Annotated in this window: 14 protein-coding genes; 7 read left to right on the forward strand and 7 right to left on the reverse strand. The window is 75.8% G+C overall.

Annotation, left to right across the window (positions count from 1 at the left end):
• The gene (locus ABME02_RS14810) at nucleotides 1-378 is read right to left on the reverse strand and encodes a DUF6620 family protein (protein WP_353816103.1); all 378 of its coding nucleotides are present in this window, start codon (nucleotides 376-378) and stop codon (nucleotides 1-3) included.
• 492 nt (nucleotides 379-870) lie between these two features.
• Here ABME02_RS14810 and ABME02_RS14815 point away from each other — a divergent pair, with 492 nt between their 5' ends.
• Nucleotides 871-3,540, forward strand: a complete 2,670-nt coding sequence (locus tag ABME02_RS14815; RefSeq protein ID WP_353816104.1) for a LuxR C-terminal-related transcriptional regulator — start codon at nucleotides 871-873, stop codon at nucleotides 3,538-3,540.
• Nucleotides 3,541-3,557: 17 nt separating this feature from the next.
• Here ABME02_RS14815 and ABME02_RS14820 read toward each other — a convergent pair whose 3' ends face one another.
• Nucleotides 3,558-3,914: a group I truncated hemoglobin gene (locus ABME02_RS14820; protein WP_353816105.1), complete on the reverse strand. Its 357-nt coding sequence runs from the start codon at nucleotides 3,912-3,914 to the stop codon at nucleotides 3,558-3,560.
• A 107-nt stretch (nucleotides 3,915-4,021) separates the two neighbouring features.
• Between ABME02_RS14820 and ABME02_RS14825 the strand changes: the two genes are divergently transcribed.
• Both ABME02_RS14825 and ABME02_RS14830 read left to right on the forward strand, forming a co-directional pair.
• Nucleotides 4,022-4,777: a spermidine synthase gene (locus tag ABME02_RS14825; protein ID WP_353816106.1), complete on the forward strand. Its 756-nt coding sequence runs from the start codon at nucleotides 4,022-4,024 to the stop codon at nucleotides 4,775-4,777.
• Nucleotides 4,778-4,801: 24 nt separating this feature from the next.
• A complete protein-coding gene (locus tag ABME02_RS14830; RefSeq protein WP_353816107.1) occupies nucleotides 4,802-5,656 on the forward strand; it encodes a spermidine synthase in 855 nt (284 codons plus the stop codon).
• 16 nt (nucleotides 5,657-5,672) lie between these two features.
• Here ABME02_RS14830 and ABME02_RS14835 read toward each other — a convergent pair whose 3' ends face one another.
• Genes ABME02_RS14835 through ABME02_RS14845 form a run of 3 tightly spaced genes read right to left on the reverse strand, consistent with a single transcriptional unit; the run spans nucleotide 5,673 to nucleotide 7,962 of the window.
• Entirely contained in the window at nucleotides 5,673-6,533 is an 861-nt protein-coding gene (locus ABME02_RS14835) for a 5-oxoprolinase subunit C family protein (RefSeq protein WP_353816108.1), read from the reverse strand.
• Complete coding sequence (locus tag ABME02_RS14840; RefSeq protein WP_353816109.1) at nucleotides 6,530-7,204, reverse strand: 5-oxoprolinase subunit B family protein; 675 nt, start codon at nucleotides 7,202-7,204, stop codon at nucleotides 6,530-6,532. Before ABME02_RS14840 ends, ABME02_RS14835 begins: the two co-directional genes overlap by 4 nt.
• The gene (locus ABME02_RS14845; protein ID WP_353816110.1) at nucleotides 7,201-7,962 is read right to left on the reverse strand and encodes a LamB/YcsF family protein; all 762 of its coding nucleotides are present in this window, start codon (nucleotides 7,960-7,962) and stop codon (nucleotides 7,201-7,203) included. Before ABME02_RS14845 ends, ABME02_RS14840 begins: the two co-directional genes overlap by 4 nt.
• A 72-nt stretch (nucleotides 7,963-8,034) precedes the next feature.
• Here ABME02_RS14845 and ABME02_RS14850 point away from each other — a divergent pair, with 72 nt between their 5' ends.
• The 3 genes from ABME02_RS14850 (at nucleotide 8,035) to ABME02_RS14860 (ending at nucleotide 10,511) form a co-directional block, all read left to right on the forward strand.
• Complete coding sequence (locus ABME02_RS14850) at nucleotides 8,035-9,207, forward strand: PQQ-dependent sugar dehydrogenase (protein ID WP_353816111.1); 1,173 nt, start codon at nucleotides 8,035-8,037, stop codon at nucleotides 9,205-9,207.
• Nucleotides 9,208-9,275: 68 nt separating this feature from the next.
• Nucleotides 9,276-9,773 carry a SprT-like domain-containing protein gene (locus tag ABME02_RS14855; RefSeq protein WP_353816112.1) on the forward strand — a complete coding sequence of 166 codons (498 nt, stop codon included), beginning with the start codon at nucleotides 9,276-9,278 and terminating at the stop codon, nucleotides 9,771-9,773.
• Nucleotides 9,774-9,890: 117 nt separating this feature from the next.
• Nucleotides 9,891-10,511, forward strand: a complete 621-nt coding sequence (locus ABME02_RS14860) for a CGNR zinc finger domain-containing protein (RefSeq protein ID WP_353816113.1) — start codon at nucleotides 9,891-9,893, stop codon at nucleotides 10,509-10,511.
• Here ABME02_RS14860 and ABME02_RS14865 read toward each other — a convergent pair.
• Nucleotides 10,498-11,097: a hypothetical protein gene (locus ABME02_RS14865; protein WP_353816114.1), complete on the reverse strand. Its 600-nt coding sequence runs from the start codon at nucleotides 11,095-11,097 to the stop codon at nucleotides 10,498-10,500. The genes ABME02_RS14860 and ABME02_RS14865 overlap by 14 nt on opposite strands.
• A gap of 51 nt (nucleotides 11,098-11,148) precedes the next feature.
• Here ABME02_RS14865 and ABME02_RS14870 point away from each other — a divergent pair, with 51 nt between their 5' ends.
• Complete coding sequence (locus ABME02_RS14870) at nucleotides 11,149-11,913, forward strand: SDR family NAD(P)-dependent oxidoreductase (protein ID WP_353816115.1); 765 nt, start codon at nucleotides 11,149-11,151, stop codon at nucleotides 11,911-11,913.
• A gap of 19 nt (nucleotides 11,914-11,932) precedes the next feature.
• Here ABME02_RS14870 and ABME02_RS14875 read toward each other — a convergent pair whose 3' ends face one another.
• Nucleotides 11,933-13,198 (reverse strand): hypothetical protein, encoded by a 1,266-nt coding sequence (locus tag ABME02_RS14875; RefSeq protein ID WP_353816116.1) that lies wholly within the window; start codon nucleotides 13,196-13,198, stop codon nucleotides 11,933-11,935.
• Nucleotides 13,199-13,214 lie beyond the last annotated feature (16 nt).

Raw genomic sequence — 13,214 nt, forward strand, 5'->3', positions numbered from 1 at the left:
TCACACCGCCGCGTAGATCTCGTTGAAGGCGCGGCCGACACCGCGGTCGGCCTGGATCCGTGCGCCCCATCCGGCCTGGGCCTGCGCCCAGGCCTCGGGGTCGATGCCGAACATGCGGGCCACGACGGGCAGCTTCGTCTCGTCGTAGCCGTACGCGGCGATGCCCTTGACGATACGGGCGTACCGGTCGAGGTCGACCCCGGCGATGGGCTCGAGCGCGCCGGCCGCGGGCTCGGCTCGCATGGCCTGGACGGCCATCGCGTCCATCTGCTGCCGGTAGGACTCGCTCTGCGCGGCGAGCGTGTTCGCCTGGTCGATGAGGCCGGGTGCGGCCTTCACCATCTTCGCCATGTCGCCGAACTGGCCGAACATCTTCATGGGTGCTGCTCCTTCTGGTGTGGTGTGGTGTCGATGTGATCGGGTGGTGGGGTCATGAGGTGCGGCCGGGCCGGCCCTCGAACGACGTCGGCCGCGGCCGAGGTCGCGTCGAGGACGGCCCGCCGAGGAGCGGTTCGGGAAGCTGGATCGGGGTTCGCATCGGATCTCCTCGTCTCAGGTCGCGCACTCGCTGCCTGCGCGGGGCGGAGGTCGGCCGCCGAGGAAGAGCATCGGTCCCGGGCGGGCCGGACGGATGGGCACGGGGTGCTCAATCGCGCCGGCGCATTGCTCAGGCGACGAGCGCGATTGCTCATGCCCGGGCTCGGCATGCCCGGGTGTCGCTCGCGGCCCCCCTCACGGAGGGCCTGCCGATCCGCCCGGCGGGCGGCGTCGTCCTGCCCCTCGTTCGGGGCACCCCGTCACCCGTGCCCCCGCCGCGGACCACGCCGTACAGTGAGACCACCGGCCTCGCCGGAGACCTGAAGGGCCGAGATGGTGGCGTTGGATGCCGGGGGGACGACCGACGGGCCCCTCGCGCTCGACGGGAGCTGGCCGCTCGTCGGGCGCGATGCGCTCGTCGAGCGCGCCGTGGCCGGGCTGCGGGGATCCGCACGCGCCGCCTTCGCGTACGGCGCCTCGGGGATCGGCAAGAGCCGCGTGGTCCGGGCCGTCGCCGACCGGCTCGCCGCGGACGGCTGGCTCGTGCTCTCGGCGAGCGGCAACGCGACGCTGAGCGCGGTGCCGCTCTCGACGCTCGCGCCGGTGCTCGCCCGCGAACCCGGCTCCCTCGTGGGCGCGGCCGACGACCAGGTCGCGCTGTTCTCCTCCGCCGATGCCGCCGTCCGTCGGCTCGCCGGTGAGCGTCCCGCGCTCCTTGCCGTCGACGACGTCTCGGTCGCGGACCCGGTCTCCATCGCACTCGTCGCGCAACTCGTCGAGGCGGGCGCCATCCGCCTCGCCGCGACCGTGCGCGAGTCGGACCCGGTCCCGGAGGGCCTCCTTCCCGTCGCCGGCTCCGCCGACGCCCTCCGGCTCGACGTCGAACCGCTCACCGTCGACGAGGTCGCGGAGCTCCTGACGCGCGTCCTCGGCGGTGCGGTCGCCCACCGCGACGTGGTCGAGCTGCATCGGGCCGCCCACGGGAACCCGCTGTTCCTGCGCGAACTCGTGATCGGCGCGGCCGCGGCCGGCTCGCTCGTCTCGCGCGACGGCCTGTGGCAGCTCACCGGCGACCCTGTGGGCACCCCGGCGCTGCGGGACCTCATCCGCTCCCGGCTGAGCGGGCTCGACGAGGCCGAGCGCGACGCGATCGAGCGGCTCGCCCTCTGCGAGCCGCTCGCACTCGACGAGTTCCCCCGTCCCGGGGCCGACGAGGCACTCGCGAGGCTCGAGCTGCGCGGCCTCATCCGCGTCGACGAGTCGACCTCGCGCGTGCGCGTCGCCCTGACGCACCCCCACTACGCCGCCGCCGTCCGCGACTCGATCCCGAGGATCCGCGCCATCTCGCTCCTCTCGGGCCAGGCGGACCTGGTCGCGGCGCGCACCATGGACGCCGGCGACGAGCTGCGGGTGGCCGTCTGGCGACTCGACGCCGGCCGGCCGGCCGATCCCGAGCTGCTCGCGCGATCCGCGGCGCTCGCCCGCTCGGCCCACGACCATCGCACCGCCGCCCGCCTCGCCGGCGCGGCGGTCGAGTCGGGCGCCGACGATGCGCCGACGCTGCTGATGTACGGCGAGGTGCTCTGGTCGCTCGGCCGTGCGGCCGAGGCGCTCGGGGCCCTCGAACGCGCCGAGCGGCGTGCGGTCGACGAGGGCGCCGACGACGCCCTGCTCGCGGCGATCGGGCGGGCGCAGGCCGACGTCCATGGCGGCGACCCGCTCGGCACGCGACGAGGACTCGAACTCCTCGAATCGCTCGAGGCCGAGCTGCCGGGACAGGCCGCCGCGATCGGGCTCAGCAAGGCGGCCATGCATGTCCACCTCGAGTACGGCGCGGCGGCGCTCGAGAGCGTCCGCACGGCGGCGGCGGCCCTCGGCGACGGCGAGCCGACCCGCGCGATGCTGGACCTCGCCCTGGCGATGCCGCTCTCACTGGTCGGCCGCACCGACGACGCCGTGGCCGCAGCGGAGCGCGCCGTCGCCGTCGCCCGCCGTCCGGACGCGCCGGTCGCGCTGCGGCACGCCGAGGTCGGACTCGCGCACGTCCTCATCGCGGCCGATCGCCTGGAGGAGGCGCGGGGCACGGTCGTCGACTCGCTGCACGCCGCCATCCGCGAGAACGACGAGCTCACGGCACGGCTCGACGAGTTCATGATGGGGCGCATCTTCTGGCAGGTCGGGCGCCTCGACACCGCGGCCCGATGGTTCCGCGACACCGTCGGCGGTGCCGAGCTGCACGGTCCGAAGTCGCTCCGCGAACACGCCCGCTGCTTCCTCGCACTGGTCGCCGCCGAGCAGGGCGACCCCGCGGCCGCGCGGGATCACCGCGAGCGCGTGGTCGCCGGGCTGGAACGCGACAGCTCGGTCACGGCGCTCGCGGACGCGTGGATCGATGCCGCCGAGGGGGCCGTCGACCGGGCGGCCGCGCGGGTCTTCGCCAGGGTCGACGTGGTGACGCTCCGGGGCGCCGCGAACGTCGCCGCGGCGCTCCTGCACCACGTCGTCCGCTTCGGCTCGCGCGAGCACGCCGACGAGGCCGCGACGCGGCTGGAACGACTCCGCTCGACCGTCGGCGACGCCCCCGACCTCGTCCGCCGCGCGACGCACGCGCGTGCCGAGGCCGACGGCGACCCGGCGGCGCTGCGCGACGCGGCCCGCGAGTGGGAGAGGGTCGGAGCCGTGCTCTACGCGGCCGAGGCCCACGCGTCGGCCGGACAGGCGGCCCGGGCCGGCGGCCGCGGCCGCGAGGCGACGGCCGACCTGCAGCGCGCGGCGACGCTCGCCGCCGCGTGCGAGGGGGCGCGGACCCCGCTGCTGCGGTTCGCCGAGGGGACCGAGCCGCTCACGCCGCGGGAGCGCGAGGTCGCCTCCCTCGCCGCGCAGGGACTCAGCTCGAACGAGATCGCCTCGCGGCTGTTCCTGTCGCCCAGGACCGTGAACAACCACCTGCAGTCGACGTACGCCAAGCTCGGCATCCGCGGACGCCGCGAACTGCGGGTCTGACCGCCGGGTCGGGTCGGTTAGGCCGACACCACCTCGCCGCGCAGGCGCTCCAGTCGCTCGCCGACGGCCGCGACGGCCTCGTGGCGGACGCCCAGGTCGGCGAGGCTGGTCATCAGCGTCTCGACGATCCGGTCGAATGCGGCGTCGGTGATGGCGAGCCCGGCGTGCGCCTCGGCGAGGCCGCGCCCGCCGAACACGTGCGGGCCGCCGAAGGCGGCGGCGAGGAAGGCGCGCTGGTGGGACCGGAGTCGATCGAGGTCGACGTCCCGGAACCAGGGCGCGAGCTCGTCGTCGACGACCACGCGACGGTAGAGCACCGCGACCGCCGTCCGCACGCCGTCCGGACCGCCGACCTCGTCGTAGAGCTCGGGCATCCCGCCTCCCTCGTCTCCTGCGATCCTAGACTCGCGCCGCCGCCGGGCGTGAGCATCGATTGCTCATTCCGGCCGTGGTCCACCCCGGGCTGTGGGACGATGCCCGCATGGCGCCCCGCATCGAGTTCGAGCGCGACGTGTTCTCGTCGACGGGCTGGACCCTGCTCGTCGACGGCGCGGCGCAGTCGCACGTCGATGCCGAGCAGCCGGCGCGGCTGTTCTTCGAGTACGTGCGCCGCATCGGCAACGTGATCGACGCCGTCGCGGACCCCGGGGCACCGATCGCGGTGCTCCACCTCGGCGGCGGTGCGATGAGCCTGGCGCGGTACGTCGCGGCGACCCGGCCCGACTCGAGCCAGGTCGTGGTCGATGCCGACGCCCGGGTCGTGTCGCTCGTCACCGAACGCCTGCCGCTCCCCGGGGGCGAGCGCATCTCGATCATGGTCGCCGACGCGCGCGACGCGCTCGCGCGCCTCGATGCGGGCCTGCGCTTCGACCTCGTCATCGTCGACCTCTACGCCCGGCTCGAGGCGCCCGCGTTCGTCGACGAGCCCGGGTTCCTGGGTGCGTGCCTGGGCCGGCTGGGGCCGGGCGGAGCGCTGGTCGTGAACGTGGCGGATGCCGCGGGCGGCCCGCGCCTCGCCGCGCAGGCCCGCGGCGTCGCCCGGGCCGACCCGGCGGCCGACCTCGTCGTCGCCGGTCCGCCTGCGGTGCTCGCGGGCGCCGAGGAGGGCAACGTCGTGATCGTGGCCGGCCGGGAGCTGCCACGGCGGATGCTCGAGCGCCTGCGCGAGGCCGGCCCGTTCCCCGTCGAGGTGCTGCAGGGAGCGCGGCTGGACGCCGTGCTGTGGGGCGCGTGCTGAGCCGGCGCCGGTAGCGTGGTTTCCGTGCCGGAACTCGAACGTCGCCTCTCCGTGAGCGGTCACCTCGCCCGACTCGAGGAGTCGCGCACGCGACCCGGATCATGGACCCTCACGGTCGACGGCACCCCCCAGTCGCACGTCGACCTCGAGCAGCCCGAGTGGCTCGGCTTCGAGTACGTGCGCCGCATCGGCCACGCGGTCGACCTCGTGCGCGAGGCCGGGCGGCCGATCACGGCACTGCACCTCGGCGGCGGCGCGTTCACGCTCCCCCGGTACGTGATCGCGACGAGGCCGGGGTCGCGCCAGCAGGTCGTCGAACTCGAGTCCGACCTCGTCGACCTGGTGCGCGCGAACCTGCCGTTCCCTCGCGGCGCGCAGGTTCGCGTGCGGCACGGCGACGCCCGCGAGGTGCTCGCGAAGCTCCCCGCGGGGCTCGACGGTGCGGTCGACCTCGCGGTCATCGACATCTTCTCGGGCGCGCGCACGCCCGCCCACGTGACGAGCGCCGAGTTCCACGGGCTCGTCTCGCCCCGGCTCGCGCCGGGCGGCATCGTCGCGGTGAACGTCGCCGACGGCGCCGGGCTCGCGTTCGCCCGCTCCCAGGCGGCGACCCTCTCGCACGTGTACGGGCACGTCGCACTCGCCGCCGACACCGGCATGCTGAAGGGCCGTCGGTTCGGCAACGTCGTGATGTACGCGTCGCACCACCCCCTGCCCTTCGACGGCATGCCGCGGCGGCTCGCGAGCGACCCGGCTCCGGCGAAGCTGGTCGAGGGCGACGAGCTCGTTCGCTTCATCGCGGGTGCGCCGATCGTGACGGATGCCACGGCCGTGCCGTCGCCGCCGCCGGCACGGTCGGTGTTCCTGGCCAGGCCGTAGGGCGACGCCCCGGCCGTCAGGCGTGCCGGAAGCGGACCTCCTGCCCGGGACGCACCTGCGCCAGCAGGTCGAGGGAGCCGGGATCGACGATCGCGACGACCGGGTACCCGCCGGTCACGGGACGGTCGGCGAGCAGCACGGTCGGCACGCCCGCACCCGTGACCTGGATCGCCCCGGCGACGGTCGGCTCGCTCACGAGCTCGCCCGGCACCCGCCGCTCGAGTACGGGACCCTCGAGACGCGCCCCGACCCGGTCGGCCGAGGCGGAGACGCGCCAGCGCGCCTCGTGCAGCACGGCGAGCGCCGCATCCGTCACCCAGTCGGCCCGCGGGCCGGGCAGCAGGCCGAGCGCGACCGTCCCGACCGGGGGCGGGTAGGCGGCGTCGTCGTCGAGCAGGGGCACGGATGCCGCGGGCTCGCGCCCCACCGCGAGCACGCGTCCGGCCGTGACGGGCTCGGGTCCGATCCCGGCGAGCGTGTCGCGGCTCCGGGACCCCAGCACCGCCGGCTCGTCGATCCCGCCGCGCACCGCGACGAGGTAGCGGAGGCCGCGATCCGCGGCGCCGATCTCGACGACGTCGGCGGCCCGCGCCCGCGCCGCACGGTAGGGCCCGACCTCGCGGCCCGCGACGCGCACCGATCCCCAGGCGCCGGTCACCGCGAACCACAGGTCCCGATCGGGCGCGAACCGGAGCCCGCCGAGCACCACCTCGAGCCCGGCGAGCCCGTCGGGATTGCCGACGAGGCGGTTCGCGAGCGCGAGCGCGCCCCGGTCGAGCGCACCGGACGGCGCGACGCCGAGGTGCGCGCGGCCCGGTCGGCCGAGGTCCTGCACCAGCACGAGTCCGCCGGTGGCGTCGATGTGCAGCATGGTCATGCGCGCGCCTCCCGGAAGCGGACGCCGCGGCCGGGCACGAGGAGCGCGGGCGGGTCCGCGACGGGGTCCCACAGTGCGGCGGCGGTGCTCCCGATGAGGCGCCATCCGCCCGGGCTCTCGCGCGGGTACGCGCCGGAGAAGGCGCCCGCGAGTCCGACCGCGCCCGGCGGGACGCGCGTGCGCGCCACGTCCAGGCGCGGCACGTCGAAGGGCCAGTCGTCGGCCACGAGGTAGCCGAATCCCGGCGCGAAGCCGATGAACGCGACACGCCACCTCGTGGCGATGTGCCGTGCGACGAGGTGCTCCGGGCTCACTCCGAGGTGGTCGGCGAGTCCGACGAGGTCGTCGCCGCGGTAGTCGACCTCGATGACGAGGTCGTCGGGCGAGGCGTCGCCGGACGCGTCCGCGAGGCCGTCCCGGGTCGCGCGCCCGTCGGCCGGGTGTCCGGCGCGAATCGAGCGTCGCACCCAGCTCGCCGCCGACTCGAGCGGGAGGACGTCCGGGTCGACGGCGACGAGGAGCGTCCGTGCCGCGGGGACGAGTTCGACCACGCCGTCCGGCGGGTCGGCGGCGAGCGCGTCGTGCAGCGCGAGCACGTCGTCGAGCCCGCCGCACTCGACGAGGATCGCCGAGCGGCCCGACGGCAGCAGCCGCGGCTCCGTGCCGCTCATGCGAACGGCCGCACGTCGTGGCCCGCGGTCGCGAGGGCCGCCCGGACGGCCCGGGCGATGCCGACCGATCCGGGAGTGTCGCCGTGCAGGCAGAGCGAGTCCGGGTCCAGGTCGACGCGGACCCCGTCGGCCGAGGCGATGCCGCCGGTCTCGACGAGTTCCAGCGCGCGGTCGGCGGCCCGGACCGGGTCGCGCACGAGCGCGTCGGGGTGCTCGCGCGGCACGAGGCGTCCGTCGGCGAGGTAGCCGCGGTCGATGAAGGCCTCGCGGGCGTAGCGGATGCCGGCCCCCGCCGCCGCACGTTCGAGTTCGCTCTCCGGCGGTCCGAGCACGACCACGCCGGGCACGGCCGCGGCGAGCGCGTCGGCGACCGCCGATGCGGCGGCGATGTCGGCTCCGAGCCGGTGGTAGAGCGCGCCGTGCGCCTTCACGTAGGCCACCGTCGCGCCGACCGTGCGGGCGACGCCGTCGAGGGCGCCCAGCTGGTAGACGACCTCGGCCGCGAGCTCGTCGGCGGAGACGTCCATGGCGCGGCGGCCGAAGCCCGCGCGGTCGCGATACCCGGGGTGCGCCCCGAGGACCACACCGTGCCGCACGGCGAGGCGCGCACTGCGGAGCATCGTGAGCGGGTCGCCGGCGTGGAACCCGCACGCGACGTTCGCGCTCGAGACGACCTCGAACATCGCCTCGTCGTCGCCCATGCTCCAGGCGCCGTACGACTCGCCGAGGTCGGCGTTCAGGTCGATGACGCGCTGCATGCTCCCATTCTCCCGCGCCGTCGCGCAGACTGGGTCGGAGGAGAACGACGGATCCGGCCGGGGAGGTCGTGCATGGGCGGACGGAGACGGCCGGCCCCCGCCGGGGTCGCGATGCTCGCTGCGGTCACCACGATGCTGGTCGGCTCGGGCGCCCTGCTCGCCGGCTGCGCGCCGGACACCGGCTCCGGGCCGGTCGTGAACGCCCCCTCGAACGCCCCGATCACGACGCCAGCCGTCTCGGCCCCTCCGGCCGTGCGTCCGGTGGGCGAGCCGGAGACGCTCGCGACCGGCCTCGAGGCGCCCTGGTCGATCCTGCGCCTCCCCGACGGCGGCGTGCTCGTCAGCGAGCGCGATCGCGGCCGGATCGTCGAGGTCCTCGAGGACGGCGGCGTCCGCGAGGCCGCCGTGCTCCCCGACGTGGTCGCGGGCGGGGAGGGCGGGCTGCTCGGCCTGGCGTTCCTCGCCGGCGACGGAGCCGACGGGGCATCCGTCTTCGCGTACTTCTCGACGGATGCCGACAACCGCATCGTCCGGATGCCGCTCACCGGTGAACCGGGCGACCTCGGCCTCGGCGAGCCGGAGGTCGTGCTCGACGGCATCCCCCGAGGCGGGAGCCACAACGGCGGGCGCCTCGCCATCGGCCCCGACGACTTCCTGTATGCGACGACCGGCGATGCGGGCGACGGCGACCTGTCGCAGGATCCGGACTCGCTCGGCGGCAAGATCCTGCGCATGACGCCCGACGGCGAGCCGGCGCCAGGCAATCCGGCGGGCACCCTCGTCTGGAGCCTCGGGCACCGCAACCCGCAGGGCCTGGCCTGGGATGCCGCCGGCGGCATGTGGGCGGCGGAGTTCGGCCAGAACACGTGGGACGAGCTCAATCGCATCGAGCCCGGCGGGAACTACGGGTGGCCGATCGTCGAAGGGCGGGCCGGCGACGACCGGTTCCGCGATCCGGCCGTGCAGTGGCCGACGTCGGAGGCGAGCCCGAGCGGCCTCGCGATCGTCGGCGACACGATCGTCCTCGCCGCGCTCCGCGGCGAGCGGCTCTGGTTCGCGTCGCCCGCGCTCACCTCGCCCACCGAGGTCGACGACGCGTTCGCGGGCGAGTTCGGACGGCTGCGCGACGTCGTCCCCGGGCCCGACGGCGAACTGTGGGCGCTCACCAACAACACCGACGGACGAGGGTCCCCGCGGGACGGCGACGACCGACTCCTGCGCGTCCCGCTCGAGGACGCCGACTGACGTGCTCCCCCGTTCGGGGGACCCCGAAAGCGGTTGCAGCCGGTACTCCCGGGGATATCCTCGATCGCATGGCGGATCTCGCGAGGGTTCGGATCTGGGCAGAGGCGCTCATCGCCCTGCACCTGGACCCCGCCGTGTGGAGCTTCGCCTTCGACAACGCCAAGAAGCGCGCGGGCCTCTGCAACTACACCGCGAAGCGCATCTCCGTCTCGCGCTACCTCGCCGCGCGATACGACGACGATGAGATCCACCAGATCCTCCTGCACGAGGTCGCCCATGCGATGGCCGGCCCGCGCGCGGGCCACGGCCCCAGGTGGGCGACCATCGCCGCCGACATCGGCTACGTCGGACGGCGCACGCACGACGGCGCGGTCGCCGACGAGCTCGCGCCGTGGGTCGGCCGATGCCCCGTCGGGCATGAGCACTACCGCTACCGCGAGCCGAGCCGTCCGCTCAGCTGCGGGCTGTGCCGGCGCGGCTTCGACCGGCGCAACCTCATCGTGTGGTCGCGCCGCGAGATCACCGCCGCCATGCGGCGCGCGGCCGCGAGCGCGGCGGCCGACTGAGTCGGGGCGGATGCCCCGGCACGCATCCGGGCCGGACGTCCGGGTCGTGCGGCGCGGTGGTGGGACCGTGACCCGATCGTGGCGATCGCGGCGGCGCGCAGCCGGTAGTTTGGTCCGGTGCCCGTCTCGACCGTCTCGATCCCCGTCGGCCAGTGGTTCACCGACGACAGCGGCCGGTGGTGGTTCGACTCCGGTTCGTTCGCGCTCGACTTCGCCTACACCGGGGGGATCCCCGTCGCCGTCGCCGTCGCCCCCTCGCGGCTGAACTCCCCCGACGACCTCACCTCGTGGATGCGCGAACGCTTCCCGATGCCCGTCGCCCACGCGCGCTCGCGCGACCTGTTCGACGCCACGTCGCTGCGCGACGCGATCGCCCGCCTGGCGCTCGCCGCCGGTCGCGGCGAGACGCTCGCCACGGCCGACATCGACGTCGTGAACCTGTACGCCGCGACGCCCGACATCCCGCCGACGCTCGCGGGCGGCTCCCGGCAGGCGGGGCGGTCGGTGCAGACCGTCGGCCAGGCGCTCTCCACGATCGCCCGCGACGCGGTGGACTGCTTCGGCGAGGCGAACCACGGCCGCGTCCGCATCTGCGCGGGCGACTGCGGAATCGTCTACCTCGACACCTCGCGCGCGGCCAGTCGCCGGTGGTGCTCGATGCAGCGCTGCGGCAACCGCGCCAAGGTCCGCGCGCACCGTGCCCGCAAGGCGGGGAAGGTCGCGCTCAGCGCCGCCTGACGACCCGCGCCTCCGCCGCCTCGTCGCGCGTCGCGGCCCGGCGGATCGCCGCGGGGTCGATCCCCGCCGCGATCGCCTCGCGTCCACCGACCGACGCCGTCGCGAGGTGCGCGACGGCGCGACGGAGCCCGGTGAACGAGGCGCAGGCGACGGCCGCCTCGGGCGAGGTGTCGTCGATGCCGAGGTCGGCGAGCGCGTCGATCACGGCGCCCGCGGCGAGCACGTCGTCGGCAGCGAAGCCGCCGTCGGCGCGCCAGGCGGCGACGATCGCGAGGTACGCCCGACGACCCAGTCGCTCCTGCTCGGCGAGGATCCACTCGGCGACCGCCGCAGCGTCGGCGACGCCCGCCACGACCACGGCGCCCGCGGTGCCGGCGAGGGCCCCCTCGGGCACGAGCGCCCCGGAGGCCGCGCCGTCGCCGTCGCCGTCGCCGTCGCCGGACTGGTCGACCCAGACGAGCACGTCGGCGCCCTGCGCGATACGGTGAACGCCGTCGACGCCCTGGTCGAATCGGACCTGGTACTTCGACTGCGCCGAGGGCGCGGCATCCGTGGCGGCGGCGGTGTCGGGGGTGGTCGTGCTCACCGCGTCAGGCTACGCGACGACGACGGTGCCGCCCACTCGTAGGGTGGGTGCATGACCTCGGATGTCGACGCCCGCCCCGTCACGATCATCACCGGAGGCGGCCGGGGCATCGGTCGCGCGATCGCCGAGCGCCTCGCGGCCGACGGCCACGACCTGGTGCTCACGTACCGCGAGCGGCGCGACGAGGCCGAGTCGACGGCCGACGGATGCCGCGCCGCGGGCGCGCGCGTCGAGCTCCTGCAGCTCGACCTCGCCGACCTCGACCGCGCGGCCGAGATCGTCCCCGAGGCCGTCCGACGGTTCGGTCGCGTGACCGGGCTCGTGAACAACGCGGGCATCACGGGCCTGATCGGGCCGTTCCTCGACGCCTCGATCGAGGAGTCCGAGCTGGTGTTCCGGATCAACGTGCTGGCGCCCATGGTGCTCTGCCGGTCCGCGATCGCGCACATGTCCACCGATCGCGGCGGCGACGGCGGGTCGATCGTCAACATCTCCTCCGGTGCGGCCACGCACGGCTCACCAGACACCTACATCCCGTACGCCGCGAGCAAGGCCGCGCTGAACACCATGTCGAGGGGCCTCGCGAAGGAGTTCGGACCGGTCGGCGTGCGGGTGAACACGGTCTCGCCGGGCACCACGCGGACCGAGATCCATGCCGCGGCGGGCCGCCCGAACGCGCCGGACGAGCGGGCGGGCAACATCCCGATGCGCCGTCCGGGCGAGCCGCACGAGATCGCCGGCGCCGTCGCGTACCTGCTCTCCGACGATGCCTCCTACACCTCGGGTGCCGACATCCTGATCGCCGGCGGCAAGTAGGGGGTCGCGCCGCAGGGTCTCAGCGGTGCAGCGCCGCGTAGTGCGCGAGCGCCTCGGCGTCGCTCGCACGCGACGCCGCGCGCCGGGCCGCGTCGAGCGCGGCGACCGGGTCGGACTCGCGCCGGGCGATGCCGAGCTGCCGTTCCGCCTCGGCGAGCCGCGTGCGCGCATCGACGCCGGCGAACGCGCGGGCCCGTTCGAGCGCCTCGGCCGCGAGGCGGATCTGGCTCTCGGCGATGGCGATCGCACCGGGCAGCGCCCCGCGCGCGCCGTCGAGCCGGTGCTGGGCGCGGCGGGCCGTCGCGCGCGCCGCCTCGAGCCGGTCGCGCGCCGCGCGCAGCCGGTCGCGTTCGGCGAACGGGTCGTCGGCACGTCGCTCCCGGCCGACGAGCAGCGGCGAGAGCTCGCCGATCGCGGCGGCCAGCGCGGATCCCGCGTCGGGGTCGGCGGCGAGGTCGCGCTCCCGCCGGGCGGCGAGCAGTTCGGCGTCCAGGTCCGCCGCCTCGCGGCCGGCGTCCTCCGCGGCGCGCGCTAGCTCGAGTTCGACGTGCTCCACGCGGTCGAGTTCCCCCTCGGCGCGCTGCAGCGCGTGGGCGGCTCGGCCGAGGAGGGGCGCGACCGGCGCTCCGGCCGCCTCCGAGATGAGCCGCGCGGCCTCGTCGAGCGCGGCGGCGGCCGCCGCCAGGTCGTGGTCCGCCCGCGCGAGGGACCCCTGCGCTCCGGCGAGCGCCGACGTCGAGAAGCGGCTGGCGAGTCGTTCGAGTGCGGAGGCCGCATCCGCGCGCCTCGCGACGAGCCGATGCTCGCGATCCCGGAGCGCCGGGGTGTCGTCGACCGCGCCGCGCTCCGCTGCCCGCCGCGCCGAGAGCTCCGACTCGGCGTCGGCGAGCGCGCGTTCGACGGAGTCGCAGAGCGAGCCGATCCGCGAACTCCAGGTGCGGCGCTCCGCCGCGGTGGCGCGGTCGGCGTCGTCGAGGCGCTGCTGCAGGAGGAACGCCTCCCTGAGCCATCCGCGGGCGCGGGCGACGGTCTCGTCGAGTCCGCGGGCCGTCTCCGACCCGAACTGCGCCTCGGCGAAGCGGATCTCCTGCATCGCGTCGCGCACCGCCTCGTCCGCGCCGACGAGGCGCGCCTTGGCCGACGTCTCGAGCGCGAGCGCCGCCTCGGCGTCGCGCGCCTCGCGCCGACGCCCGAGCCGGCGGACGCCGATCACGCCGGCGACGAACGCGAGCGCGGCGGTGCCGAACACCACGAGGGAGGGCAGCCAATCGGCAGCGTCGGCCATGCTCGGGAGCCTAGCG

The organism is Agromyces zhanjiangensis (genome assembly GCF_040496055.1).
Classification (GTDB): Bacteria; Actinomycetota; Actinomycetes; order Actinomycetales; family Microbacteriaceae; genus Agromyces; species Agromyces zhanjiangensis.

Bases quoted from the DNA above. Each gene is read 5' to 3' on its own strand.
- ABME02_RS14810 (WP_353816103.1), bottom strand. From the start codon at position 378: ATGAAGATGTTCGGCCAGTTCGGCGACATGGCGAAGATGGTGAAGGCC.
- ABME02_RS14815 (WP_353816104.1), top strand. From the start codon at position 871: ATGGTGGCGTTGGATGCCGGGGGGACGACCGACGGGCCCCTCGCGCTC.
- ABME02_RS14820 (WP_353816105.1), bottom strand. From the start codon at position 3,914: ATGCCCGAGCTCTACGACGAGGTCGGCGGTCCGGACGGCGTGCGGACG.
- ABME02_RS14825 (WP_353816106.1), top strand. From the start codon at position 4,022: ATGGCGCCCCGCATCGAGTTCGAGCGCGACGTGTTCTCGTCGACGGGC.
- ABME02_RS14835 (WP_353816108.1), bottom strand. From the start codon at position 6,533: ATGACCATGCTGCACATCGACGCCACCGGCGGACTCGTGCTGGTGCAG.
- ABME02_RS14840 (WP_353816109.1), bottom strand. From the start codon at position 7,204: ATGAGCGGCACGGAGCCGCGGCTGCTGCCGTCGGGCCGCTCGGCGATC.
- ABME02_RS14845 (WP_353816110.1), bottom strand. From the start codon at position 7,962: ATGCAGCGCGTCATCGACCTGAACGCCGACCTCGGCGAGTCGTACGGC.
- ABME02_RS14850 (WP_353816111.1), top strand. From the start codon at position 8,035: ATGGGCGGACGGAGACGGCCGGCCCCCGCCGGGGTCGCGATGCTCGCT.
- ABME02_RS14855 (WP_353816112.1), top strand. From the start codon at position 9,276: ATGGCGGATCTCGCGAGGGTTCGGATCTGGGCAGAGGCGCTCATCGCC.
- ABME02_RS14870 (WP_353816115.1), top strand. From the start codon at position 11,149: ATGACCTCGGATGTCGACGCCCGCCCCGTCACGATCATCACCGGAGGC.
- ABME02_RS14875 (WP_353816116.1), bottom strand. From the start codon at position 13,198: ATGGCCGACGCTGCCGATTGGCTGCCCTCCCTCGTGGTGTTCGGCACC.